Origin of the sequence: Profundibacterium mesophilum KAUST100406-0324 (genome assembly GCF_009835145.1) — a bacterium.
Taxonomy (GTDB): Bacteria; Pseudomonadota; Alphaproteobacteria; order Rhodobacterales; family Rhodobacteraceae; genus Profundibacterium; species Profundibacterium mesophilum.
In genome coordinates this window covers 102,700-127,719 of sequence record NZ_APKE01000026.1, presented here as the reverse complement: position 1 = coordinate 127,719, position 25,020 = coordinate 102,700, and the positions used below count along the sequence as shown (strand labels likewise).

The following is a 25,020-nucleotide window of genomic DNA, read 5'->3' as shown; positions in this document are numbered from 1 at the left end:
CGCCGGCGGACCGCAACCGCGCATCGCGCGTTGACCACCCCTGCCCCGCCGGTGCACCCTGCGCCGCACATTGCCCGGAAGGCCCACCATGACAGCCACGACCGAGATCGCCACAGAGGAATGGGGACCGTTCGGCAGGCCGCTTTTCGATGATCCGTCGGCGCGTGCGCTCAGCCGGGTCGGAGTGATCGATGTCGGCTCGAACTCGGTTCGGATGGTCGTCTTCGACGGCGCGGCGCGCAGCCCGGCCTATTTCTTCAACGAGAAGGTCATGTGCGGGCTCGGGGCGGGCTTCAACGAGACCGGGCGCCTGAACCCGACGGGCCGCGAGCGCGCGCTTGCCGCGATGCGGCGCTTCGCGCTTCTGGCCGAGGGCATGGGCGCCAGCCCGCTGACCGCCGTGGCCACCGCCGCCGTGCGCGAGGCCGAGGACGGCCCGGCCTTTCGCCGCGAGGTCGAGGAACAGACCGGGATCAAGCTCTGGGTAGTCGACGGACGCGAGGAGGCGCGGCTTTCGGCGCAGGGCGTCCTGCTGGGCTGGCCGGGGGCGGCCGGGCTTGTCTGCGACATCGGCGGCTCCTCGATGGAGCTTGCGCGCATCGAGGGCGGACGCGTCGGCAAGCGCGTCACCTCACCGCTCGGCCCGCTGCGCCTGCAGGGCGTGCGGGGCGGCAAGAAAGGCATCAAGGCCGAGATTTCCAAGACCATCGCGGCGCTCGCCGAGGAGGTCGGCACCGATCACAAGCGTCTCTTTCTCGTTGGCGGCTCCTGGCGCGCGATCGCGCGGATCGACATGCAGCGCCGGGGCTACCCGTTGCACGTGCAGCATGAATACCGGATGAGCAGCGGCGCGATCCAGGCCACCGCGACCTTCATCGCCGAGCATGACACCGCCGAGCTGCGCGCCCTGACGGGGATCGGCGAGGCACGCATGGCGCTGGTCCCCATTGCCTCCATGGTGCTCAAGCAGCTGGTGCGCGCGCTGGGGCCCAAGGAGATCGCGATCTCCAGCTATGGCATCCGTGAGGGCATGCTCTACGAGCAGATGCCACAGCGCCTGCGGGACCGCGACCCGCTCATCGAGGCCTGCCGCTTCGCCGAGAAGAAGGATGCGCGCATTCCCGGTTTCGGGCGCGCGCTCTACAGGTTCATAGAGCCGATCTTCAAGGGCGAGCCCGACAGCCGCAAGCGGGTGATCCGCGCGGCCTGCCTGCTGCATGACGTGAGCTGGCGGGCGCATCCCGACTACCGGCACGAGGCCTGTTTCGACAATGCGACACGCGCCAATCTCGGCGGGCTGACGCATTCCGAACGGGTTTTCCTGGGACTGTCCTTGCTGCACCGCTACAAGAATTCGCGTTCGGGCTCGCGTTTCGAGCCGTTGCTGGGACTGCTCTCCGACAAGGAGAGCCGCCAGGCGGAGGTCCTCGGCCGGGCGCTGCGCTTCGGAGCGATGTTCTCGGCGCAGACGCCCGACAGCCTTGGAGAGCTGCGCTGGTTTCCCAAGAAACGCATGCTCGAACTGCGGCTGAGCGCGCATGCCGACGCGCTCTTCGGCGAGGTGGCACAGTCGCGGTTCGGCGCTCTCGTCAGCGCGCTCGATGCCAACAGCGAGATCAAGCGGCTCAAACCGCGCTGATCACAGCTCGATGGCGCCTTCGGGCGGGATATCGGCATCCGGACCCGGTGCATCGCCGGGCGGCGGCCCCGCCTCATCGCGCCGCCGGATCACGATATCGCCGTTGGGCAGCATTTCGGGCGGATGATAGGCGCGCAGGTCGTCGAGGCCCAGCGCATCGAGGTCCCAGCCCTCGAGCGCCTCGGCCATCTCGCGCAGACCCGGCTCGATCGACCCCAGCAACCCACGCAGCACCTGCCCTGCCCCTTCGGACAGGAGCGCCATACCATCCTCGATCCCCTTTCGGACTGCCGGCGAATCGCCCTCCACCTCCTGCACGGGAACGATGCCCGGCTTCGCAGTGTCCGGCCCGGTGCCCGTTTCGGCGACGAGCGGGCCTGCGGCGATGGAAATGGCGAGGGCGGTCGCGATGGCTCTGTTACGTCCCATCTGGGCTCTCCTGACATGGCTGTGCATGACAGATAGGGCCGCGCCGCGCCGCTTCGAGGGGGGTCAGCGCGCGCCGCGGCTGACCTGCTCCCATGCCTCGTTGATCGCCACCAGGCGGCGCTGCGCCATCTGCACCGCCTCGGCGGGCACGCCGCGCGCGATCATCCTGTCGGGATGGGTCTCACGCACAAGGCGGCGCCAGGCGCGCTTCTTCTCGTCAAGCGGGGCATCGGGCGCGACACCGAGCACGTCATGCGGATCGGGGGCGCAATCGGGAACGAAGCGTGCACGCATCCGCCGGAAGCTTGCCGGCGCGATCTCGAAGATTTCGGCCACCCGCCGCAGATACGCATCCTCGGCGCTGTGATAGTCGCCATCGGCCAGCGCGATGTGAAACAGCCCCTCGACGAGATCGCAAAGCGTCTCCTCGTCCTTGTCGAACATCGCCTTGATGCGCCGCGCATATTCCTCGTAGCCCGCGACATCCTGCCGTGCGAGGTCGAAGACACGGGCGGCATTGGCCGTCTCGCCTTCGGGGATGGTGAACACGTCGCGAAAGGCCGCGACCTCGTCACGCGTCACCCGGCCATCGGCCTTGGCCATCTTCGCGCCGAGGCCGATCACCGCGATCGTGAAGGCCACGCTGCGCTCGGGCGGTGCGCGCAGACGGTCGAAAATGGCCGCCAGGCTTTCGCCGGAGGCAAGGGCCGACAGGGCGGCGGCGATTCGGTCCCAAAGCGTCATGGCGCGCTCCCCGGGGGCGAAAGGGCTCGGGGCGCCGCTCCGCGCATCGGCCCGGGAGCCGGACGGCGCGCGCAGTGATTGCCCCGCCTTCCGGTAAATCCCATCGCGCGGCGAAAGGCCAGCCCGCCGCGCGTCTTTGAGCGCGACGGCGCGCAGCCCTTGCGCGGGGGCTGGCACGGGCGGGTCTGGCACGGGCGGGCCGGGCGTGCGCGAGGCGGGGCGCGGGCACCGCAAGGTGGGCGCCCGCCCCCTCCCAGTCAGCCGCGCGCGGCCCTGATCAACGACAGGATATCGCGCGCCGCCTCGGGAATGTTGGTGCCGGGCCCGAAGATGGCCTTCACCCCCGCCTGGCGAAGGAAATCGTAGTCCTGCTGCGGGATCACCCCGCCGCAGATCACCAGGATCTCGCCCGCCCCGGCGGCTTCGAGCGCCTTGACGAGCTGCGGCGCGAGCGTGCGGTGCCCGGCCGCCTGGCTGCTGATGCCGATGACGTGGACGTCGTTGTCGACCGCGTCCTGCGCCGCCTCGTCGGGGGTCTGAAAGAGCGGACCGACATCCACGTCGAAGCCGATATCGGCAAAGGCGGTGGCGATCACCTTGGCACCGCGATCGTGCCCGTCCTGTCCCATCTTGACCACCAGCATGCGCGGCCTGCGGCCTTCCTCCTCGGCGAAATCCTCGACATCTTTCTGGATGGCCGCGAAATTGGCATCGCCTTCATAGGCGGCCCCGTAGACGCCCGCGAGCGTCTTCACCTCGGCCCTGTGGCGCCCGAACGCCTTCTCCATCGCCATGCTGATCTCTCCCACGCTTGCCCGGGCGCGCGCGGCCTCCACCGCCAGCTCGAGCAGGTTCCCTGATCCGTCCCGCGCGCCGTCTGCCAGCGCATCCAGGGCCGCGTCGCAGGCCGGCTGGTCGCGCTCTTGCCGGATACGCTCCAGCCTGGCGATCTGCGAGCTGCGCACCCCGTCATTGTCGACCACGCGGATGTCGAGCGGCTCCTCCTTTTCGAGGCGGAACTTGTTGACGCCGACGATGACCTCCTCGCCCCGGTCGATGGCCGCCTGCTTGCGCGCCGCCGCTTCCTCGATGCGCAGCTTGGGCATGCCACTGGCCACCGCCTTGGTCATCCCGCCCAGCTCGTCCACCTCGGCGATCAGGGCGCGGGCCTTCTCGATCAGGTCCGCCGTGAGCTTCTCGACGTAATAGGAGCCGGCCAGCGGGTCGACGACATTGGTCACGCCGGTCTCGTTCTGCAAGATGAGCTGGGTGTTGCGGGCGATGCGCGAGGAGAAATCCGTCGGCAGCGCGATCGCCTCGTCGAAGCTGTTGGTGTGCAGCGACTGGGTGCCGCCCAGCACCGCGCTCATCGCCTCGTAGGCGGTGCGCACGATGTTGTTGTAGGGATCCTGCTCGGCGAGGCTGACACCGCTTGTCTGGCAATGGGTGCGCAGCATCGAGCTCTGTTCCTTCTTCGGCTCGAACTCCTGCATGATCTCGTGCCACAGGAAGCGTGCGGCGCGCAGCTTGGCCGCCTCCATGAAGAAGTTCATCCCGATCGCGAAGAAGAACGAGAGCCGCCCGGCGAAGGCGTCCACATCCATGCCGCGCCCCACGGCCGTCTTCACGTATTCCTTGCCATCGGCGAGGGTGAAGGCCAGCTCCTGCACCAGGTTCGCGCCGGCCTCCTGCATGTGGTAGCCGGAGATGGAGATCGAGTTGAAGCGCGGCATCTCACGGCTGGTATAGTCGATGATGTCGGCCACGATCCGCATCGAGGGCTCTGGCGGATAGATATAGGTGTTGCGGACCATGAACTCCTTGAGGATGTCGTTCTGGATGGTCCCCGAAAGCTGCGCGCGATCGACGCCCTGCTCCTCGCCCGCGACGATGAAGCTGGCAAGCACCGGGATCACGGCGCCGTTCATCGTCATCGAGACGCTGATCTCGCCAAGCGGGATGCCGTCGAAGAGGATCTTCATGTCCTCCACCGAATCGATCGCGACCCCGGCCTTGCCCACGTCCCCCTCGACCCGCGGATGGTCGCTGTCGTAGCCCCGGTGGGTGGCCAGATCGAAGGCGACCGATACGCCCTGCTGCCCGCCCTCGAGGGCCCGGCGGTAGAAGGCGTTGCTCTCCTCGGCGGTCGAGAAGCCGGCATATTGCCGGATCGTCCAGGGGCGGCCCGCATACATCGTCGCCTTGGGCCCGCGCGTATAGGGCGCCTCGCCCGGCATGGCGCCGGTATGGGGCAACCCTTCGGCGTCTTCGGGGCCATGCACCGGCGCCACGTCGATCCCCTCGGCGGTGCGCCAGGTCAGCGCATCCAGCGGACGGCCCCTGAGTTCCTTCTCCGCACGGCTTTTCCAGTCGCTCATGATCGTTCTCTCCGCTTTGCTTCACGAGCGCCGCACGCCGCCGTGAGGCCGCCGCGTCCGCTCTTCGTTTCGCCGCCCGCATGTCCTATATCAAATATGACAGGAGGCTTGATGCTGATGATCCGAATTCTGGCCCTCGGGGCCGCCCTGACCGTCGCGGCATTGCCCTCGGGAGCACAGCAGGCCATGCCCTCCGCGGACGGGCAAGAGGGGCGCGCGGCCGCCGGCGATGCGCCGCAGGTCGGAAAGGCGCCATCCGCCGCGGACCCTGCGACCGGGACGCCCGTTCTTCTGGCGCCGGTCGATCGCTGGCGCGAGGATCCGAAGGTGGCGCTCGAGGCCGTCGATGTCTCGCTCGAGGCGTTCCGCTGGATCGCCCGGCCGGTGGTCGTCTTTGCCGACAGTCCCGCCGATCCGGCCTTCGCAAGGCAGCTCGACCTTCTCGCCGCGCGCGCCGATGATCTTGCCTTGCGTGATGTCGTGGTGATTACGGATACCGATCCGGCCGCCATGTCGCCGCTGCGCGCCAAGCTTCGCCCGCGCGGCTTCATGCTGGCGCTGATCGGCAAGGATGGGGGGGTCAAGCTGCGCAAGCCCTTCCCCTGGGACGTGCGCGAGCTGACACGTTCGATCGACAAGATGCCGCTGCGCCGGCAGGAATTGCGCGAACGCCAGAACGCGAACCAGTAGGCGCGCCGATTGCAAGCGCGCGGGCGCGTCCCTATATTGGTCGCAGGAGGACCGATCATGGCAGATACCGTCAAGACCCCCTGCCCCGACATTCCGTATTGGCCCGAACCCGTCACCTGGCGGACCGGTCCGCGGCCGGGGTACTGAGCACGCGGCCAGCCGGCCCGATGCTGGACGCCGCGGCTTCGGCCGCGTCCTTGCCGCCTTCGGCGTAGACACCGATCAGCCAGTTCGCGATGCGGCCGTATTCGAAGGCCTGCTTCCGCATGTCGAAATAATCCCTGTAGATCACGATGCGCCGGTCCTGCGACAGCCTGGCAAAGCCCCGTCCGCGCATGTCCTCGGCTAGCGCGGCGATGGCCGAAAGCTGGCTGTAATACCGCACGACCGGGTCGATGGTGACGCGCGGCAGGACGTGGATCTCTCCCTGAATCGAGTCGAACAGGCGGTCGTGGCGTTCCTTGGGAATGAAGGGCACGAAATCCGGATCGGCCTCCATCCGGGCCACCATCGCATCGACATAGGTATCGAGCGCGGTCTCGTCGGCGAGATTGGCCAGGAATGTCGCGATCTCGGCGAAGAGCGCACGATGGGCATCGCGCAGCTTCTCCTCGCGCAGGCGCTGGGCCTCGCGCCTCTTGCGCCAGCCGTCATAGACCCAGCCGGCGGCCACGAAGCCGCCGGCCACGATGGCCTGCCAGATCCGGGCATCGAGGCCCAGAAGGTCGCCCTGGCCGCTCACTCGAACTCCATGATGATCTCGTCCACGGCAAGGTTGTCGCCCTCTGCGGCCTTGATCGCGGAGACGCGGCCCTTGCGCTCGGCGCGCAGGATGTTCTCCATCTTCATCGCCTCCACCGTGCACAGCGCCTGTCCCTCCTCGACCTCGTCGCCCTCGTTCACGTTGATCGCGACGATCAGCCCGGGCATCGGGCAGAGCAGCATCTTGGACGTATCGGGGGGCATCTTCTCCGGCATCAGGCTGGCCAGCTCGGCCTGGCGCGGGCTCATGATCCTTGCCCGCAGATCGGCGCCCCGGGTGCGCAGACGGAAGCCGCCGGTGCACTTGGAGACCTTCAGAACGATCCGGTCCCCGTCGATATCCACGCGCGCGAGGCTCTGTCCGGGGGTCCAGGACGAGGCGACGCGGTGCCGCGTGCCATCCTGGAAGCGCACCCAGGCCCCGTCGCGATCGACGGTGATCTCGATCTCGAAGCGTGTGCCCTGCACCTCGACCACCCAGCGATTCCCGACCTTGCGCTCGTGATTGTCCATCCGCCCCGAGACGCGGCTGCGCCGGATTTCGCCCACGCGGTACATGGCCGCGGCCGCCGCCGCCACCTGCCGCAGCGCGTCCTCGGGGAGCGTCACCCCCTCGAAGCCCTCGGGATATTCCTCGGCGATGAAGGCGGTGGTGATGTCGCCGCTGACGAACTTGGGATGATCCATCACCGCCGACAGGAACGGCAGGTTATGCCCGATCCCCTCGACCTCGAAACTGTCGAGCGCGACGCGCATTCCCTCGATCGCCGCGGCGCGGTCCTCGCCCCAGGTGCACAGCTTGGCGATCATCGGATCGTAGAAGATCGAGATCTCGCCGCCCTCAAAGACGCCGGTATCGTTGCGCACGGCGCCGTCCGCATCCCCCTGCGCGGCATCATTGCCGGATGCGCCGGCGGCGCCATGATGCCAGGCACCGGCCTTGAGCATCGGTCCGGCCGCGACCTCCTCCGGCGGGCGGTAGCGCACGAGGCGCCCCGTCGATGGCAGGAAACCCCTGTAGGGGTCCTCGGCATAAAGACGGCTCTCGATGGCCCAGCCGGTCAGTTTCACGTCCTTCTGCGCGATCGCGAGCTTTTCGCCATAGGCGACGCGGATCATCTGCTCCACGAGGTCGATGCCGGTGATCAGCTCGGTCACGGGATGCTCGACCTGCAGGCGTGTGTTCATCTCGAGGAAATAGAAGTTGCGCGCGCCGTCGACGATGAACTCGACCGTGCCCGCGCTCGTGTAGCCCACGGCCGCCGCAAGGGCGCAGGCCTGCTCGCCCATGGCGCGGCGCGTCTCCTCGTCGAGGAAGGGTGACGGCGCCTCCTCGATGACCTTCTGGTTGCGGCGCTGGATCGAGCATTCGCGCTCGCCGAGGTAGATCGTGTTGCCATGGCTGTCGGCGAGGACCTGTATCTCGATATGGCGCGGCTGCGTGACGAACTTCTCGATGAAAATCCGGTCATCGCCGAAACTGTTCGCCGCCTCGTTCTTGGAAGACTGGAACCCCTCGCGGACCTCGTCCTCCTTCCAGGCGATGCGCATCCCCTTGCCGCCACCACCGGCGCTGGCCTTGATCATCACCGGATAGCCGATCTCGCCGGAGATCTTCACCGCCTCCTCGGCATCGGCGATCAGGCCCATGTAGCCCGGCACGGTGGAGACGCCGGCCTCGGCCGCGATCTTCTTCGAGGTGATCTTGTCGCCCATCTTCTCGATCGCCCCCTGCGGCGGTCCGATGAAGGCGACGTTCTCTGCGGCGAGGCGCTCGGCGAACCTGGGATTTTCCGACAGGAAGCCGTAGCCGGGATGAACCGCCTCGGCGCCGGTATCGCGGATCGCCTGCATCACGTTGTCGATGACGATATAAGACTGGTTGGCCGGCGCCGGGCCGATATGCACCGCTTCGTCGGCCATCCGCACATGCAGCGCATGGCGATCGGCGTCGGAATAGATGGCGACGGTCTTGATGCCCATGCGGCGGGCGGTCTTGATGACCCGGCAGGCGATCTCGCCGCGGTTGGCAATCAGGATCTTCTTGAACATTCCGGCTCCTTTGGCTCGCAAACGAAAAGACGCCGCCGGGGATTTTTCCCCCGGCGGCGTCCGGTCAGGTCAGGTCGGGTATGCCGCGCGGCGCGCGGCCCGGCGGTCAGCGCGGGCAGAGGCCGGGCGTGACGTCATCGCAAAGCGCGCCCGCAGCGGCGCCGGCCGCGACGGCGGTGCCGACATCGTTGTCGGTCGCGGCGGCAAGGGCGCCAGCGCCGACGGCGCCGATGGCGGCACGCTGGCCGTCATTGGTGAGGCGGGTGCGCCCGTCATAGCCCGTGGTGCAGGCTGCGAGGGTGCTGCCGAGCAATGCGAACAGGACGATTTTCTTGGATACCATGGTAACGTGCCTCTCGAGAGTGTCTTGTCATCTGGGCCACAACAGCATGTTGCGACCTCGGGTTCCGGGATGCCCGGTGTGGCCCTTTTCCTCGTGGCCGCACCGACACGCAAGGTGCCGCGCGGACCTTTTCCCCGCGCCATGGCCGGACGAAGAAAAAAGGGTGACACGACCGGGGACTGGCCGCGCCACCCATGAGAAGAATCGTGGCAACACGAGACGGCAACGACGAAACCGTCGCAGGCAGCCGCCATGGGCCCGACTATTAGGAGCTTTGCCGCCCGCGGACAGGAGGAATCGAGGCCGCCCGCAAAGCGCGCCGAATTCCGCCCAAACCCCGATCTGGCCAGCAAATTCACGCCGAGTCCCCCCAGTCGGCAGCCTGCGGAAAGGACAGGGCGGCGGCCTTGGGATCGACCCTGAGCAGGGCTTCGTAATCGTCAGGACGGAAGGGATCCTCGGCCGCAACGACCTCGCGCCCGAACAGCCATGACAGCCGGCCGGCATCGAGATTGCCACGCTCGAACGGGGCATCGCCGAACTGCTCCCACAGCGCGCGCAGGAAGCCTTCATCGGCGCGCTTGTCGGCGGCGCGCCGGTCGGCGAATCGCTCGCGCCGGGTGATCGGCGTCACGCCCCTGGGATTGGGGCGGCGGATCGTGAACTGGAAATCGGTGCCGGGGAGGCGGCCCGGAAAGCCGCGATGCTTGATCATGACCGCACCCCCGGATGGGCGGCATGATAGCGGACGGGCCTGACGGCCCGTCCGCGCAGCAAATCAGAACTTGCTGAAGGTCGGCTCGGCCACGATCGGCGTCGGCTCGACGTAAACAACTTCTTCTTCCTGAGCGCATGCTGCTGCGAAAGCGACAAGGCCAAGTGCCATGACGAATTTGATGCTCTTCGACATCCTAGTCTCCTACTGCCAATGGGAAGGGTGGTTCCCCGGACCTGACCGGACCCTTGCCCCTCGTTCGTTATACAGGCTTCATGCAAGTAGCCCGTGCGAACCATAACGCAAGGATTTTCGGTTTCATACCGAGGCTTTCCGGGTTGGGTGCAATGTGACGAGCTTGCATCATCGGAGCGCTTTCGGCCGCCTGCGGGTGCGGGGCCGAAGGCACGATACCCGGTGCGGGAACGGGACGCGCGGGCGCGTTCTTCGGTCCTGCCAGTGCACCCCGCGAAGGGACATTCCGCATCGTGCCCCTCGCGGATCACCGCATGCGTCTCATCATTCTTGAGTGTCATCAACATCTTGCCTCGATTTTTCTGGCCGGGAGCTTGCCTTGCCGGGGCCGCTGCCCGATCTCGCGATGGCGCACCTGAACGATTGTGCGGCCACGCGTCCAGAGACCATGTGGCGATCGCGGCGAGCCCGCCCCGCCCTAGCGCGCAGGCCGCCGGCGGCAAGGACGCGCCGCGCGGGGCGGCAAGCCTCCGCCGGCGGCGCGCCGTGTAGCCCGAGAGGGCCGCCGGGCGCGCCGAGAGCGTCCCGGCCTCAGGCCCCGATCGGTCCGGTGCGCGAATCACGCAAGGCATGTCACAGGGGGATGTTGTCATGCTTCTTCCAGGGATTGCTGAGCTGCTTGCCCCGCAGCGAGGCGAAGGCCCGGCAGACGCGCTTGCGCGTCGAATGCGGCATGATCACCTCGTCGATGAAGCCCCGCTCCGCCGCCTTGAAGGGGTTGGCGAAGTTCTTCTCGTATTCCGCGGCACGCGCGGCGATCTTGTCGGGCTCGCCAAGCTCGGAGCGGTAGAGGATCTCCGAGGCACCCTTGGCCCCCATCACCGCGATCTCGGCGGTGGGCCAGGCATAGTTCAGATCACCGCGCAGATGCTTGGAGCTCATCACGTCATAGGCCCCGCCATATGCCTTGCGGGTGATGACCGTGACCTTGGGCACCGTCGCCTCGCCATAGGCGAAGAGGAGCTTGGCACCGTGCTTGATGACACCGCCATATTCCTGGCCCGTGCCCGGCAGGAAGCCCGGAACGTCGACCAGCGTCAGGATCGGGATCTCGAAGGCGTCGCAGAAGCGCACGAAACGCGCGGCTTTGCGCGAGCTGTCGATATCGAGGCAGCCTGCAAGGACCATCGGCTGGTTGGCGACGACGCCCACCGCCCTGCCCTCGAGGCAGATGAACCCGGTGAGGATGTTCTTGGCGAACTCCTCCTGGATCTCGAAGAAGTCACCCTCGTCTCCGAGCTTGGTGATCAGCTCCTTCATGTCGTAAGGCATGTTGGGGTTTGCGGGGATGAGCGTGTCGAGGCTCTCGTCGAGCCGCGCGGGATCGTCGAAGAAGGGCCGCAGCGGGGGCTTGGCGCGGTTGCTGGCGGGCAGGAAATCGACCAGCCTGCGCACCTCGATCAGCGCCTCCACGTCGTTCTCGAAGGCGCCGTCGGCAACGCTCGACTTGCGGGTATGGGTGCTCGCGCCGCCAAGCTCCTCGGCGGTGACGACCTCGTTGGTGACCGTCTTGACCACGTCGGGGCCGGTCACGAACATGTAGCTGCTATCCTTCACCATGAAGATGAAGTCGGTCATCGCCGGCGAATAGACCGCGCCGCCCGCGCAAGGTCCCATGATGACGCTGATCTGCGGCACGACGCCCGAGGCCAGGACGTTGCGCTGGAACACCTCGGCATAGCCGGCGAGGCTGGCCACACCTTCCTGGATGCGCGCGCCGCCCGAATCGTTGAGCCCGATCACCGGCGCCCCGTTCTGCATCGCCATATCCATGATCTTGCAGATCTTCTTGGCATGGGTTTCGGACAGCGATCCGCCCAGCACGGTGAAATCCTGGCTGAAGACATAGACCTGGCGCCCGTTGATCGTGCCCCAGCCGGTCACCACGCCGTCGCCGGCCACCTTGTTCTCGGCCATGCCGAAATCGGTCGCGCGGTGGGTGACGAACATGTCGAACTCCTCGAACGAGCCTTCGTCGAGCAGCACGTCGAGCCGTTCGCGCGCCGTCAGCTTGCCCTTGGCATGCTGTGCGGCAATCCGCTTCTCGCCGCCGCCCATGCGCGCCTCGGCGCGTCGTTGCTCGAGCTGTTCGAGAATGTCCGTCATTGCCCATTGCTCCCGTTTGTCATTCGATTGCAGATGATAGGTCTGCGGGTTCGGCGCGGGAAAGACCAAACCTGCAATTTTGCAAATTCTATGCAGTGATCCGCCTGCATAATGCAAAACTGCGAATTACCCAGCGACGGTGCGCTGGCGGCCCCGCGCTGTGCGCGCGGGCGTCTGGACAGGTCCCGCGCCCGGGCCTAAGTCGCGACCATGCACCAGCCTCCCCTCGTCCGGTTTCTCGACCGTGCCACCCCGCCCCATATCCTGACGCTGATCCTGCTCGCGGGGATCTCGGCCCTGTCGATGAACATCTTCCTGCCGTCCCTGCCTTCCATGACGCGCTATTTCGATACGGAATACCGGATCGTGCAGCTCAGCGTCGCGCTCTATCTCGGAGTGAACGCGCTCCTGCAGGTGATCGTCGGCCCGATCTCGGACCGCTACGGACGCAGGCCCGTCGTTCTGTGGACCCTCGCGATCTTCACCCTTGCCAGTATCGGCTGCGTCCTCGCACCCAATATCGAGATCTTCCTCGCCTTCCGAATGGTGCAGGCCGTCGTCGTGGGCGGCCTGGTGCTCAGCCGCGCCGTGGTGCGCGACATGGTTCCGCAGGATCAGGCCGCCTCGATGATCGGCTACGTGACGATGGGCATGTCCGTGGCGCCGATGCTGGCCCCGGCGCTCGGCGGCGTGCTCGACGGCATCTTCGGCTGGAAGGCCAGCTTCTGGTCGCTGGCCGCCCTCGGGGCGATCATCGGCTACATCTGCTGGCGCGACCTTGGCGAGACGATGGTCGCGCGCCCCGTCAGCTTCCGCGCCCAGGTTGCCGAATATCCCGAACTCCTGCGCTCGCGGCGGTTCTGGGGCTATTGCGCGGCGGCGGCCTTCGCCAGCGGCGCCTTCTTCGCCTATCTTGGCGGAGCGCCCTTCGTGGGAAGCGAGGTCTTCGGCCTCACGCCCTCCGCGCTCGGCATCTATTTCGGCGCCCCGGCCATCGGCTACATGGCCGGCAATTATATCTCCGGCCGCTACTCGGTCCGCTTCGGCATCAACGCGATGATCCTGTGGGGCGCGATCCTGTCGGCATTCGGGCTCTGGGTCTCCATGGCGATCTTCCTCGCCGGGCATGGCAGCGTCGGGGTCTTCTTCGGCTTCATGACCTTCGTGGGGCTTGGCAACGGAATGGTGCTGCCGAACGCGACCTCGGGCATGCTGTCGGTGCGCCCGCACCTCGCGGGAACGGCAAGCGGGCTTGGCGGGGCGATGATGATCGGCGGCGGCGCGGCGCTCTCCGCGCTGGCGGGCGCCCTTCTGACGCCCGGAACGGGCGCGCTGCCGTTGATCGCGATCATGGCGGCGACCTCCCTCCTGGCGGTGCTCTCGATCCTCTATACCATTCACCGCGAGCGCAGCCTGGAGAGCTGAGCCGGCTTGCGGTCCGCGCTTTGCAAAGGGTAGAGATGCTTTGCAAAGCCCCGCGCCGCTTCGGCGCCCTGCGAGGAGCGGCCGATGGCAGTCAGGAAGCATTACGCCGGCGTCAAGCTGCGCGAGACACGGCTGCGGGTCGGGGTGACGCAGAAGGCCTTCGCTGACCGGCTGGGCATCTCGCTGCCCTATCTGAGCCAGATGGAGAACAATCACCGTCCCCTGTCGACGGGCGTGGTCCTCGCGCTGGCACAGGAATTCGGTCTCGACGTGGCCGAGCTGTCCTCGGGGGATTCGGAGCGGATGGTTTCGGACATGCGCGAGGCGCTGGCCGACCCGGTCTTCGGCGCCGACATCCCGCCCATGGGCGATCTGCGCCTTGCCGCGTCCAACGCGCCGACCCTCGCGCGCGCCTTTCTCGAATTGCACCGCGCCTACAGGCAGGGACAGGAACGGCTGGCCTCTCTCGACGATGCGCTGGGACGCGACAGCGCCCGTATTCAGCCGTCTCCCTGGGAGGAGGTGCGCGACTTCTTTCACTACTGCGACAACTACATTGATGCCGTCGACCGGGCGGCGGAGCATTTCGCCAGCCGTGGCCCGCTTGAGGAGACGGCACGCGCGGTCCTGGCCGATCACGGCGTCGCGCTGGAGATCACGCCCGATGCGCCGCTGCGCAGCTTCGATCCGGCCAGTGGGCACCTCACCCTTTCGGCCGGCGCGTCGCCCGCGACCCGGCGGTTCCAGATGCTGCACCAGATCGCCCTGCTGACGCGCGGCGACCTGCTGGAGGCCACGCTCGACCTCGCCCGGTTCAAGAGCGATGTCGCCCGCGATATCGCCAAGATCGGGCTTGCGAACTATTTCGCGGGCGCCGCGCTGATGCCCTATGGCGCGTTTCACGATGCGGCGCGGGAGGTGAGGCACGATCTCGAACAGCTCGCCGGGCGCTTCGGCGCCTCGATCGAGCAGGTCGCGCATCGTCTCTCCACCCTGCAGCGTCCGGGCGCCAAGGGCATCCCCTTCTTCTTCGTCAGGGTCGATCAGGCCGGCACGATCACCAAGCGCCATTCGGCGACCCGGCTGCAATTCGCACGCTATGGCGGCGCCTGTCCGCTGTGGAATGTTCACCGGGCCTTCGAGACGCCGGGCCGCTTCGTGCGCCAGCTTGCCGAAACGCCCGATGGCGTGCGCTACCTGTGCCTTGCGCGCGACGTCCTCAAGCCCGGTGGCAGCTTCCGCGCACCCACCCGGCGCTACGCCATCGGGCTGGGCTGCGAGGTGAGCCATGCGGGGCGGCTCGTCTATGGCGATGATCTGGATACCGGGAACGCGCAGGCTTTCGAGCCGATCGGCATTTCCTGCCGGATCTGCGAGCGCGAGCATTGCCACCAGCGCTCGGTTCCGCCGATTGAGCGCCCCATCACGGTCGATCCGCACAAGCGCGGCACCCTGCCCTACACGATCCCGCGGTGAGCCTTGCGGATCAGGACCCGCCGCGCGCCGCGCGCCAGCCGGCCGCCCGCGCCTCGCTCTCGGTGCAGAACCAGCGCTCGCCCTCCTCGGTCTTGATACCCGTGCGGTCGTAGCTGCGCGCGCCCGGCACATGGTAGATCTTGCCGTTTGCCGAGATGTTGCCCTTGATCTTGCAGGCGCCGGGCGGCTCGACCCCCTCGATACGGCTGCGCCGATAGCTCGATGGCGGCTCGAAACTGCCGGCCCAGAAACCGATCCCGTTCTCGCGCGCACGGTCCTCGGCGGGAACGTAGCGCACGGAGTAGCGGCGATAGGCCGTGGCAAGCCCTGCCTCGACAAGTTCGGCGGCAATGTCATCGCCGTCGATCCGGCACAGCGCCACGTGACGCCCGTAGCGATCGCGCTCCTCGACCTCGCAGACTGCCCGCCGGCCTTCGGCCCGCGCCCGCAGCCAGTCGGTCACGTAGACACCGCATGGGTAGCTGCCGCCATCGGCCGCCCGGCAGGTCTGATCCTTCTCGACCGCGTCGATCCCGAGGAGGCGCACATTTTCCTGCCCGACTGCGATCGTGTCGCCATCGACGACACGCACCCTGCCCGACAGCTCTTGCGTGGTGCCGGCCGATGAGGTCCCCGATGAGATGCTCAGCGAGGGGGTGCCGCCGAGAAAGACCGCGGCCAGCGCAGCTCCCATCGCAGCGATGAAAACGAGTTTTAACATGTCACGGAGTTTAGCCCATGACATGCGATCACCAATACACAAGAGAAGCATTCGGTTAAAAAATCGTTAACCGTACTCAGTGCTACGCGGCAATTTCACAATTTGGGTGCAAATTTCAGAAGAGTCGGCACCACGAGTTCTTCCTCATCGGTCAGATGCCTGTCGATGAAGCCCTCGAAGGCCGTGAGGTGCTCGTGCATGGTGCCGGCCGCGTCACGGACGGCATCCTCGCCGGCCGGCTTGTCGAGCGCCGACAAAAGCGCGTTCGTGGTTCCGGCAAGCGCATGGATATGCCCGTCCAGAGCGTGATGATCGGCATCCAGCAGCGCGAAGCCCGCCTCGATCCGGGGATCGAGCCCGGCGAGTTTGGGGAAATAGTGCACATCCTCGATCTGGTGATGGCCGTGCAACTCGTTGAGCAGGAACCCGGCATAGCGTCCGGTCTCACGACCATGGCGCCTGGCCTCGAGCCGTCCGTCGAGAAAGGCCTCCGACCCGCCGCGCAGCTTGGCAAGCAGGTCACGAAACATCAGGTGACGGTCGAGCCAGAAGCGGGTGAGCTGGTCGAAATTACCATGGCTCTCCCACCCCTCGCGCGGCAACTCGCGCACGAGCACGCGAAGCGGCTCCGGCAGGCCCGAGCGGGTCTCGAGCGGAAGATCGGGAGCGGTGTTCATCCCCGCTTTCTAGCGGGCCGCATGACCATGCACCAGCCATGACCATGCAGCCCGACTGTTCAGCGCTGCACAGACTCCCATTCGGGATGGATCCAGGGCCGTGCCGCATCGGGAGCGAGCATCCCCTTGCCGAGGATGTGATCGGCCGCCTTCTCGCCCACCATGATCGAGGGGGCATTGAGGTTGCCGTTGGTGATCTGCGGGAAGATCGAGCTGTCGGCGACACGCAGCCCCTCGACCCCGATGACCCGGCATTCGGGATCGACCACCGCGCCCTCATCGTCGACGGCGCCCATCTTGCACGTCCCGCAGGGATGATAGGCGCTTTCGGCATGCTCGCGGATCACCGCGTCGAGCGCGGCATCGTCCTGCGCCTGCGCACCGGGCTGGATCTCGTGCGAGGTGTAGTGTGCGAGAGCATCCTGGCCGAAGATCTCGCGCGTCAGGCGGATTGCCTTGCGGAAATCCTGCCAGTCCTTGTCGGTGGACATGTAGTTGAAGCGGATCTCGGGCGCGTCGGCGGCCTGCGCGGATTTCAGCGTCACCGCGCCGCGCGAGGGTGAGCGCATCGGCCCGACATGCGCCTGGTAGCCGTGCCCCTCGGCGCTCATCTTGCCATCGTAGCGTACCGCGAGCGGCAGGAAGTGGATCTGGATGTCGGGATATTCGACCCCGGCGGCGCTGCGGATGAAGCCGCAGCTCTCGAACTGGTTCGACGCGCCCGGCCCCGAGCGCGACAAGAGCCATTGCGCCCCCACCAGCGCCTTGCCCAGCGGCGACCAGTGCTTGTAGAGCGACACCGGCTGGTTCGCGGCCATCTGGACGTAAAGCTCCAGGTGGTCCTGCAGGTTCCGGCCGACACCGGCACGGTCGGCGACGACGTCGATCCCGTGACGGCGCAACTCCGCCGCGGGGCCGATCCCCGACAGCATCAGCAGCTTGGGCGAATTGATCGAGGAGGCTGCGAGGATCACTTCGCGGTTCGCGCTCAGGATCTGCCTGCGCCCGCGGCGGCCGATCTCGACCCCCGTGGCACGGCCGTTCTCGATCACGACACGCTCCACCAGCCCGTTGACCAGCGTGCAATTGGGCCGCTTGAGCGCCGGGCGCAGATAGGCGCTCGCCGCCGACCAGCGGCGTCCCTGCCAGATCGTCGCCTCGAAGGGTCCGACGCCTTCCTGCCGCTCCCCGTTGTAATCATGCGTCAGCCCGTAGCCGGCCTGCTCGCCCGCCTCGACGAACGCGGTCACGAGCGGGTTGTCGCGGCGCCCCCGGCTGACATGGAGCGGGCCATTCTTGCCGCGCCATTCGGGATCGCCGCCATGCCCGTTCGCGTGCCAGTTCTCGAGCCGCTTGAAATAGGGCAGCACGTCGGCGAAGGACCAGCCCGCCGCGCCCATCTCCTGCCAGCTATCGTAATCGCGCGCATGGCCGCGCACGTAGACCATCCCGTTGATCGAGGAGGAGCCGCCGATCACCTTGCCGCGCGGACAGGCCATGCGCCGTCCGCCGAGATGCGCCTCCGGCTCGGACATGTAACCCCAGTCGTAGCGGGGCATCGACATCGGGAAGCTGAGCGCGCCGGGCATGTTGATGAAGGGCCCCGCATCGCTGCCGCCATGCTCGACCACGATGACCGAGGCGCCGGCCTCCGAGAGGCGGTAAGCCATGGCGCAACCGGCGCTGCCGGCGCCAACGATGATATAATCGGCCTGCATCAGTAGGGTGCCTCCACATCGCCCATGCCGACATAGACCGACTTGAGCTGGGTATAATGTTCGATCGCGGCGCGGGAATTCTCGCGCCCGACGCCGGAGGCCTTGGCACCGCCGAAGGGCGCCTCGACGGGAGCGACGTTGTAGTGGTTGATGAAGCAGGTTCCCGCCTCGAACCCCTTGGCCATGCGGTGGGCACGTGTCAGATCGGAGGTGAATACGCCGGCGGAGAGCCCGTAGGGCGTCGCGTTGGCCCGGGCGAGCGCCTCCTCCTCGGTCGCGAAGGAGAGGACCGACAGCACCGGACCGAAGATCTCCTCGCGGGCGATCAGCATATCGTCGGTCACATCGGCAAAGACGGTTGGCTCGATGTAGAAGCCCTCGCGCGGCGCGCGCCCCCCCCCCGAGGCGAGCCGGGCACCCTCCTCGCGGCCCTTCTCAATGAAGCCGAGGACGATTTCCATCTGCCGCTCGCTGACCATGGGTCCGAAATTGACCTCCGGATCCAGTGGATCGCCCATGACGACGCCCTCGAGACGCTCGCCAAGGCGCGACAGGAACGCCTCGCGGATGCCCTCCTGCACGAAGACGCGGGTGCCGTTCGAGCAGATCTGTCCGGAGCTGTAGAAATTGCCCAGAATCGCGCCCGACACCGCCTTGTCGAGATCGGCATCGTCGAAGACCACGAGGGGCGACTTGCCGCCCAGCTCCATCGTGACCGACTTGATCCCTTCGGCGGCGGCGGCGTAGACCTTGCGGCCCGTGGGCACCGATCCGGTGAGCGATACCTTGGCGACGCGATCGTCAGCCACCAGCGCCGCGCCGACATCGCCATGCCCTTGCACGACGTTGAAAACGCCGTCCGGCAGGCCGGCCTCCTTCAGGATCTCGGCGACCTTGAGCGCGCAGAGCGGTGTCGTCTCGGACGGCTTGAAAACGACCGTGTTGCCGCAGGCCAGCGCCGGGGCGGCCTTCCAGCACGCGATCTGTGTCGGGTAGTTCCACGCGCCGATGGCCACGCAGACGCCGAGCGGCTCACGAACCGTGTAGACCCAGTCCTCGCCGAGCTGCTGATGCGTGCCGGTGATGCTGGCAGCGAGCCCGCCGAAATATTCGAGCGCGTCAGCGCCGGAGGTCGCGTCGGCGACCAGCGTCTCCTGCAGGGGCTTGCCGGTATCGAGCGTCTCCAGCTCCGAGAGCTCGGCGTTGCGCTCGCGCATGATATGGGCGGCGCGGGTCAAAATGCGGCCCCGCTCGGTACCGCTCATCGCGGCCCAGGCGGGCCCCGCGCGATGCGCGGCGTCCAGCGCGCGGTCCACGATCTGCGATGTCGCGCCATGAAGGGTCGCGATTTTCTCGCCGGTCGCGGGATAGATGCAGTCGATCGACGCGCCGGCGGCGTCCTCGACGGGGGCGCCATCGATGAAATGGCTGGCGGACGGTTGTGGGTCTTGCATGGCAGTTGCCTCCGGCAGAGGTATTTGGGACGAAGATGAATGAAGGGTCATTCGCCCCGAAACCGGCGATCCGGCCGGCATGTGGGGGCGGACGGGTTGATCGGAGCGCGGCATGCCATCAGCGGATCCCCAGCACGTCGAGAACGCGCATGGCGGCGGTCTCGCTGGTGATCTCCTCGCCGAGCGCCGCCCGGATGTAGAGCCCGTCGATCAGCGCCGCGGCCGTCTCGGCCATGCCGGCGGCATCGCGGGGCGTGCGTTTGCGCAGATCGTGCAGAAGGTTCGAGCGCAGACGGCGCTGATAGATGCACAAAAGGCGCCTGGCCTCCGCGGAGTGCTGCGCCTGGACGTAGAAGTTGAGCCAGGCGCTCACCACCTCGCCGCGAAAGTTCACCGGGGCAAAGCTGGCATTGACGATCGCGCGCAGGCGCTCCTCGGGGGCCGTCAGCCCGCGCAGGCTGCCGCGCACGCCGCCGCCGTAGATGCTCAGAATATGGCGCATCGCCGCCAGCAGGAGCTTGTCCTTGCCGCCGAAATAATGATGCGCAAGGGCGGTCGACATGCCGGCGCGGCGCGCGATCTGCGCGACCGTCACGTCAAGCGAGCCCGCGCGGCCGATCTCGGTGATCGTCGCTTTTACCAGCGCATCGCGCCTGATAGGCTCCATTCCGACCTTGGGCATCGCATGACCTCCTTCGCGGTGCTGAGGGCTTGACGTATCTTGATTGATCAGTCAATCAACAAAAAACAAAGGGAGAGATCACGACATGCTGAAAACCACCCTGTCCGCCCTTGCGCTCGCGGCCATCGCCGGCCCGGCGCTCGCCGATTGCGAGACGGTCACCTTCGCCGATGTCGGCTGGACCGACATCACCGCCACCACCGCCGTGACCACCGTTATCCTCGAGGCGCTCGGCTACGAGACGGACGTGAAGGTGCTGAGCGTTCCGGTGACCTACACCTCGCTCGCAGAGGGTGATATCGATGTCTTCCTCGGCAACTGGATGCCGACCATGGAAGCCGATATCAAACCCTACCGCGAGGCCGGCACCGTCGACACGGTGCGCGCGAACCTGACCGGCGCGAAATACACGCTTGCCGCCAACAAGGCCGCCGCCGAGCTGGGAATCGAGGAGTTCAAGGATATCGCCGAGCACAAGGACGCGCTCGACGGCGAAATCTACGGCATCGAGCCGGGCAATGACGGCAACCGCCTGATCCAGTCGATGATCGACGAGAACGCCTTTGGCCTGAGCGGCTTCGAGGTCGTCGAAAGCTCCGAGCAGGGCATGCTCGCGCAGGTCAGCCGCGCCGATCGCCGCGACGAGCCGGTCGTCTTTCTCGGCTGGGAGCCGCATCCGATGAACGCGGCCTACGAGATGACCTATCTCGAGGGCGGCGACGACTTCTTCGGCCCCGATCTGGGCGGCGCCACGGTCTACACCAACACTTCGGCCGGCTATGTTCAGTCATGCCCCAATGTCGGCAAGCTGCTGAACAATCTCGAGTTCACGCTGCAGCTCGAGAACGAGGTGATGGGCGCGATCCTCGATGGCGGCGCGCGTCCGCAGGAGGCCGCACAGACCTGGCTGAAGGAAAATCCCGAGCCGATCGAAGCCTGGCTCGAAGGTGTCACGGCCAAGGATGGCGGTGATGCGATGGAGGCCGTCTCGGCCGAGCTGGGACTCTGAGCGGAGCGGGCGATATGACCTTGGCCGGTCCCGCGGAGCGCCGCGGGACCGGCCGGCATCGATCATTCGTACCAGGAGCCGAACTTGACCTCGATCTGTCCGTTCGACATGGCAAGCAGCTTGGCGAACGCCTCGGGGTCCTGCGTCCCGCCATCCCGGCCACGGTAATGGTAAGGGTAGACGACCTTGGGCGCGAAAGCCCCCACCGCGACGGCGGCTTGTTCGGCATCCATGGTGAATGGCAGGTTCATCGGAATGAAGGCGATGTCGATATCGGTGAGGGCCTTCATCTCGTCCGTTCCCTCGGTGTCGCCGGCGACGTAGACGCGCCGGCCGTCGATCGAAAGGACATAGCCGTTGTCGCGCCCCTCGGGATGGAAGTTCTTGCGCTCCTCGGTGGTGTTGTAGGCCGGGATCGCGCGGATCTCCATATCGCCGACCTGCCCTTCCTCGCCATTGGCGAGCGCCGTCGAGCGCGCCGCGAGATCCTCGGACAGCATGTCATGCACCGCCGGGTTCGTGACCAGAGCCGTCTCCTCGCCCATGAGCGCGGCGAGCGTGGCCGCGTCGTAATGGTCCCCGTGCTCGTGGGTGATGAGGATGAGATCGGCCGGCGGGAAGCTTTCGTAAAGCTCGGCGCCGCCCACGGGGTCGACATAGATCACCCCGGCCGGGGTCTCCAGAACGATGGAGGCATGCTCGACCGGGTGCACGACGATCTCGCCGCTTTGGGTGGGAAAACTGTCAGGACCATGTGCCGCGGCGTCGGCGCGCAGGGCCAAAACGCTGATGGCACCGGTTCCGGCGAGTGCCGTGGCGATGAAGTGGCGTCGGGACTGCATGAGAATTCTCCTTTTGCGGATTGAAGCGATCCGAAAGGGACACATAGCGCGCGCGGGGTCCGTTTCACCGGCAAGCCGGCGCGATCGAGCAGAAACGGCCCCGCTGGGCCAGAGCAGCAAGGGACACCACATGCGCGAGAGCAGCAGGCCGGCACCGGGGCGGGCGACATGATGAACTGGCTGACCGAGAGCAAGATCCCCGTCGGCGACACGGCGCGGGTGATCTTCGACTGGCTCCAGATCAACGGCGCCTTCTTCTTCGACTGGCTGTCGGACACGATGGAGAAACTGATCGAGGCGATCTTGTGGGTCTTCCAGACGCCCCATCCCCTGATCGTGGTGGCGGTTTTCGTGGCGCTGACCTGGGTCTTCCAAAGGCGCTGGCAGACATGCCTGCTCGTCCTGCTGGGGTTCCTCTTCATCCTCAACCAGGGCTACTGGGAGGAGATGACCGAGAGCCTGACACTGGTCCTGTCGGCCTGCGTCGTGTGCATGGCCGTGGGCGTGCCGATCGGCATCGCGGTGGCGCATCGCCCCAGGCTCTATGCCTGGATGCGGCCGGTTCTCGATCTGATGCAGACGCTGCCGACCTTCGTCTACCTGATCCCTGCGATCGTCTTCTTCGGCATCGGGATGGTGCCGGGTCTCCTGGCGACGGTGATCTTCGTGCTTCCCGCGCCCATCCGCCTGACCCATCTGGGCATCTCTTCCACCCCGCGCCCCCTGATCGAGGCGGCGCAGGCCTTCGGGGCGACCCGCAGGCAGCTTTTGTGGAAGGTCGAGCTGCCGTCCGCGATCCCGCAGATCATGGCAGGTCTGAACCAGACGATCATGCTCTCGCTGTCGATGGTGGTCATCGCGGCGCTGGTGGGCGCCGACGGCCTCGGCGTGCCGGTCGTGCGGGCACTCAACCAGGTCAATACCGCGCTCGGCTTCGAGAGTGGCTTCATCATCGTCGTGGTGGCGATCATGCTCGACAGAATGCTGAGGGTCCCCGAGAAATGAGCAAGACCATGAAGAAGAGAAACGCCGTCACCTTCGACAACGTCTCGATCGTCTTCGGCGACAAGCCCGAACAGGCCCTGCCCCTCATGGACCAGGGCAAGAGCCGCCCGGAGATCCAGGAGGAGACCGGACAGATCCTGGGGGTGCATGATTGCACCCTGGCGGTTCCGGCGGGCGAGATCCTCGTGCTCATGGGGCTGTCGGGATCGGGAAAATCGACGTTGCTGCGCGCGGTGAACGGGCTCAACGACGTGGTGCGCGGCGAGGTCCGGATCAATACGGGCGATGGCGAGACGAGCGTGACGGGCGCCGGCAAGCGCGTGCTGCGCCAACTGCGCCTCGACAAGGTCTCCATGGTGTTCCAGCAATTCGGCCTGCTGCCCTGGCGCACGGTGCGCGAGAACGTGGCGCTGGGGCTCGAATTCGGCGGGGCGAAACGTGCGGAACGGACGAAGCGCGCGGATACCCAGCTCGACCTGGTCGGCCTGTCGGACTGGGCCGACCGCAAGGTGGGCGATCTGTCCGGCGGCATGCAGCAGCGTGTCGGGCTGGCGCGCGCCTTCGCGACGGAAGCCCCGATCCTGCTGATGGACGAGCCCTTCTCGGCGCTCGACCCGCTGATCCGCTCGCGTCTGCAGGACGAGCTGATCGATCTGCAAAAGCGGCTCAACAGGACCATCGTCTTCGTCAGCCACGATCTCGACGAGGCGTTCAAGCTCGGTGACAGCATCGCGATCATGGAGGGCGGGCGGATCGTTCAGCACGGCACGCCGCGCGACATCTTCCAGAACCCCGCGAATGAGTACGTCGCCGATTTCGTGGCCCACATGAATCCGCTTGGTGTGCTCTGCGCGCGCGATGTCATGGTTCCGGGCGGCGAGAACTGCGTGCAGCAGGTCGGCCCGGAGACCAATATCCAAGATCTGATGGCGCATCTGAGCGACGAGGCGACCCCCGTGGCGGTTGCCGAGGATGGAGAGGTGATCGGGCAGGTCACGCGGGCCTCGATCCTCACCCGCCTGGTCGAACCGCGGAGCTGACCGCCCGTGCCGGTGCGCCGTTCCGAAAGGTGGGTTGGCGCGCTGGCCGCCGATGCCCCCGGGGGCCGCGTCTGCCGCGATCCGGGCCTCCGGCGGAGGTATTTGGAGCGAAGATGAAGGAGGACGGCCGCGAGACTTCCGCTGCGGCCACTTATCCCAGCAGCAAGCTCGCGGCGATGAGCCACATCACGCTGCCGACGAACAGGTCGAGCAGTTGCCAGGCGCGGGGCCGCGCGAAAAGTGGCGCCAGCAGGATCGCGCCGTATCCCAGCGAAAAGAAGAAGACGAACGAAGCCAGCATCGCGCCGGCCGCGAAAGCGGGCCGGGCGTCGGGATACCCGTTGGCGATCGAGCCCAGCAGGACCACAGTGTCGAGATAGACATGCGGGTTCAGCCAGGTCAGCGCGAGCACCGAGAGGATCGCGTCGCGGGCCGACCCGGCGCCCCTGCCCTCGGCCTCGAGCCGCTCGCCTCCGCGCAGTGCCGCCCTGAATGCCCGCGCGCCGTAGATGAAGAGGAAGGCCGCCCCGCCCCAGGTCAGCAGGGAAATGAGCCATGGCGCGCCGGAGACGATCCAGCCGAGCCCCCCGACCCCCGCCGCGATCAGGACCGCGTCGCTCACCGCGCAGGTCAGGCAGACCACGAAGACATGCGCGCGCTTCAATCCCTGCCGCAGGACGAAGGCGTTCTGCGCGCCGATCGCGAGAATGAGGGAAAGACCGAGGGCGAAACCGGCGACGAAAGCATTCATGCAGCCGGGTGTAGTGTCTCGCCGCGGGAAATCCCAACGATTAGCGCAGGCCCTTTCGAGAAAGACGCACCCGGCGCGGGTTTCGCCCTCATCTTGTCGGATTCGCC

At 66.9% G+C, this 25,020-nt stretch carries 23 protein-coding genes; 7 read left to right on the top strand and 16 right to left on the bottom strand.

Going from position 1 to position 25,020, the window contains the following annotated elements; genetic code table 11:
• Positions 1–88: 88 nt before the first annotated feature.
• Positions 89–1,639 carry a Ppx/GppA family phosphatase gene (locus PMES_RS11500; protein WP_159965831.1) on the top strand — a complete coding sequence of 517 codons (1,551 nt, stop codon included), beginning with the start codon at positions 89–91 and terminating at the stop codon, positions 1,637–1,639.
• Here PMES_RS11500 and PMES_RS11495 read toward each other — a convergent pair whose 3' ends face one another.
• The 3 genes from PMES_RS11495 to scpA form a co-directional block, all read right to left on the bottom strand.
• On the bottom strand, positions 1,640–2,068 hold the full coding sequence (locus PMES_RS11495) for an AAA+ family ATPase (protein WP_236549784.1): 429 nt from the start codon (positions 2,066–2,068) through the stop codon (positions 1,640–1,642).
• Between the two features lie 63 nt (positions 2,069–2,131).
• Positions 2,132–2,812, bottom strand: coding sequence for a molecular chaperone DjiA (locus PMES_RS11490; RefSeq protein ID WP_159965830.1), 681 nt, complete (start codon positions 2,810–2,812; stop codon positions 2,132–2,134).
• A 257-nt stretch (positions 2,813–3,069) separates the two neighbouring features.
• Positions 3,070–5,190, bottom strand: a complete 2,121-nt coding sequence (gene scpA / locus PMES_RS11485; RefSeq protein WP_159965829.1) for a methylmalonyl-CoA mutase — start codon at positions 5,188–5,190, stop codon at positions 3,070–3,072.
• 111 nt (positions 5,191–5,301) lie between these two features.
• Between scpA and PMES_RS11480 the strand changes: the two genes are divergently transcribed.
• Positions 5,302–5,880, top strand: coding sequence for a DUF4174 domain-containing protein (locus tag PMES_RS11480; protein WP_236549783.1), 579 nt, complete (start codon positions 5,302–5,304; stop codon positions 5,878–5,880).
• Between the two features lie 112 nt (positions 5,881–5,992).
• Here the strand turns inward: PMES_RS11480 and PMES_RS11475 are convergent, their stop codons facing one another.
• From PMES_RS11475 to PMES_RS11455, 6 genes are all read right to left on the bottom strand, one after another.
• The gene (locus tag PMES_RS11475; protein WP_159965828.1) at positions 5,993–6,622 is read right to left on the bottom strand and encodes a hypothetical protein; all 630 of its coding nucleotides are present in this window, start codon (positions 6,620–6,622) and stop codon (positions 5,993–5,995) included.
• Positions 6,619–8,694, bottom strand: a complete 2,076-nt coding sequence (locus tag PMES_RS11470) for an acetyl-CoA carboxylase biotin carboxylase subunit (protein ID WP_159965827.1) — start codon at positions 8,692–8,694, stop codon at positions 6,619–6,621. Before PMES_RS11470 ends, PMES_RS11475 begins: the two co-directional genes overlap by 4 nt.
• A 106-nt stretch (positions 8,695–8,800) precedes the next feature.
• Complete coding sequence (locus PMES_RS11465; protein ID WP_159965826.1) at positions 8,801–9,037, bottom strand: hypothetical protein; 237 nt, start codon at positions 9,035–9,037, stop codon at positions 8,801–8,803.
• 355 nt (positions 9,038–9,392) lie between these two features.
• Complete coding sequence (locus PMES_RS11460) at positions 9,393–9,752, bottom strand: hypothetical protein (RefSeq protein WP_159965825.1); 360 nt, start codon at positions 9,750–9,752, stop codon at positions 9,393–9,395.
• 63 nt (positions 9,753–9,815) lie between these two features.
• Positions 9,816–9,947, bottom strand: a complete 132-nt coding sequence (locus PMES_RS16850) for a hypothetical protein (RefSeq protein WP_268892418.1) — start codon at positions 9,945–9,947, stop codon at positions 9,816–9,818.
• A gap of 633 nt (positions 9,948–10,580) precedes the next feature.
• The gene (locus PMES_RS11455; protein ID WP_159965824.1) at positions 10,581–12,113 is read right to left on the bottom strand and encodes an acyl-CoA carboxylase subunit beta; all 1,533 of its coding nucleotides are present in this window, start codon (positions 12,111–12,113) and stop codon (positions 10,581–10,583) included.
• 210 nt (positions 12,114–12,323) lie between these two features.
• Between PMES_RS11455 and PMES_RS11450 the strand changes: the two genes are divergently transcribed.
• Entirely contained in the window at positions 12,324–13,538 is a 1,215-nt protein-coding gene (locus PMES_RS11450) for a multidrug effflux MFS transporter (RefSeq protein WP_159965823.1), read from the top strand.
• An 84-nt stretch (positions 13,539–13,622) separates the two neighbouring features.
• Positions 13,623–15,014 (top strand): helix-turn-helix domain-containing protein, encoded by a 1,392-nt coding sequence (locus PMES_RS11445; RefSeq protein ID WP_159965822.1) that lies wholly within the window; start codon positions 13,623–13,625, stop codon positions 15,012–15,014.
• Positions 15,015–15,024: 10 nt separating this feature from the next.
• Here the strand turns inward: PMES_RS11445 and PMES_RS11440 are convergent, their stop codons facing one another.
• The 5 genes from PMES_RS11440 to betI form a co-directional block, all read right to left on the bottom strand.
• Complete coding sequence (locus PMES_RS11440) at positions 15,025–15,735, bottom strand: thermonuclease family protein (protein WP_236549782.1); 711 nt, start codon at positions 15,733–15,735, stop codon at positions 15,025–15,027.
• 95 nt (positions 15,736–15,830) lie between these two features.
• The gene (locus tag PMES_RS11435) at positions 15,831–16,412 is read right to left on the bottom strand and encodes a hemerythrin domain-containing protein (RefSeq protein WP_159965821.1); all 582 of its coding nucleotides are present in this window, start codon (positions 16,410–16,412) and stop codon (positions 15,831–15,833) included.
• A gap of 59 nt (positions 16,413–16,471) precedes the next feature.
• A complete protein-coding gene (gene betA, locus PMES_RS11430) occupies positions 16,472–18,130 on the bottom strand; it encodes a choline dehydrogenase (protein ID WP_159965820.1) in 1,659 nt (552 codons plus the stop codon).
• A complete protein-coding gene (betB, locus tag PMES_RS11425; protein ID WP_159965819.1) occupies positions 18,130–19,584 on the bottom strand; it encodes a betaine-aldehyde dehydrogenase in 1,455 nt (484 codons plus the stop codon). Before betB ends, betA begins: the two co-directional genes overlap by 1 nt.
• A 118-nt stretch (positions 19,585–19,702) precedes the next feature.
• On the bottom strand, positions 19,703–20,266 hold the full coding sequence (gene betI / locus PMES_RS11420; RefSeq protein ID WP_159965818.1) for a transcriptional regulator BetI: 564 nt from the start codon (positions 20,264–20,266) through the stop codon (positions 19,703–19,705).
• An 85-nt stretch (positions 20,267–20,351) separates the two neighbouring features.
• On the opposite strand from betI, the gene choX reads away from it, so the two are divergent.
• Positions 20,352–21,275, top strand: a complete 924-nt coding sequence (gene choX, locus PMES_RS11415; protein ID WP_159965817.1) for a choline ABC transporter substrate-binding protein — start codon at positions 20,352–20,354, stop codon at positions 21,273–21,275.
• Positions 21,276–21,337: 62 nt separating this feature from the next.
• Here choX and PMES_RS11410 read toward each other — a convergent pair whose 3' ends face one another.
• Positions 21,338–22,117, bottom strand: a complete 780-nt coding sequence (locus PMES_RS11410) for an MBL fold metallo-hydrolase (protein ID WP_159965816.1) — start codon at positions 22,115–22,117, stop codon at positions 21,338–21,340.
• 171 nt (positions 22,118–22,288) lie between these two features.
• On the opposite strand from PMES_RS11410, the gene choW reads away from it, so the two are divergent.
• Positions 22,289–23,122 (top strand): choline ABC transporter permease subunit, encoded by an 834-nt coding sequence (gene choW, locus PMES_RS11405; RefSeq protein WP_159965872.1) that lies wholly within the window; start codon positions 22,289–22,291, stop codon positions 23,120–23,122.
• Between the two features lie 8 nt (positions 23,123–23,130).
• Positions 23,131–24,162, top strand: coding sequence for a choline ABC transporter ATP-binding protein (gene choV / locus PMES_RS11400; RefSeq protein WP_438943240.1), 1,032 nt, complete (start codon positions 23,131–23,133; stop codon positions 24,160–24,162).
• A 151-nt stretch (positions 24,163–24,313) separates the two neighbouring features.
• Here the strand turns inward: choV and PMES_RS11395 are convergent, their stop codons facing one another.
• Complete coding sequence (locus PMES_RS11395) at positions 24,314–24,913, bottom strand: LysE/ArgO family amino acid transporter (RefSeq protein ID WP_159965814.1); 600 nt, start codon at positions 24,911–24,913, stop codon at positions 24,314–24,316.
• Positions 24,914–25,020 lie beyond the last annotated feature (107 nt).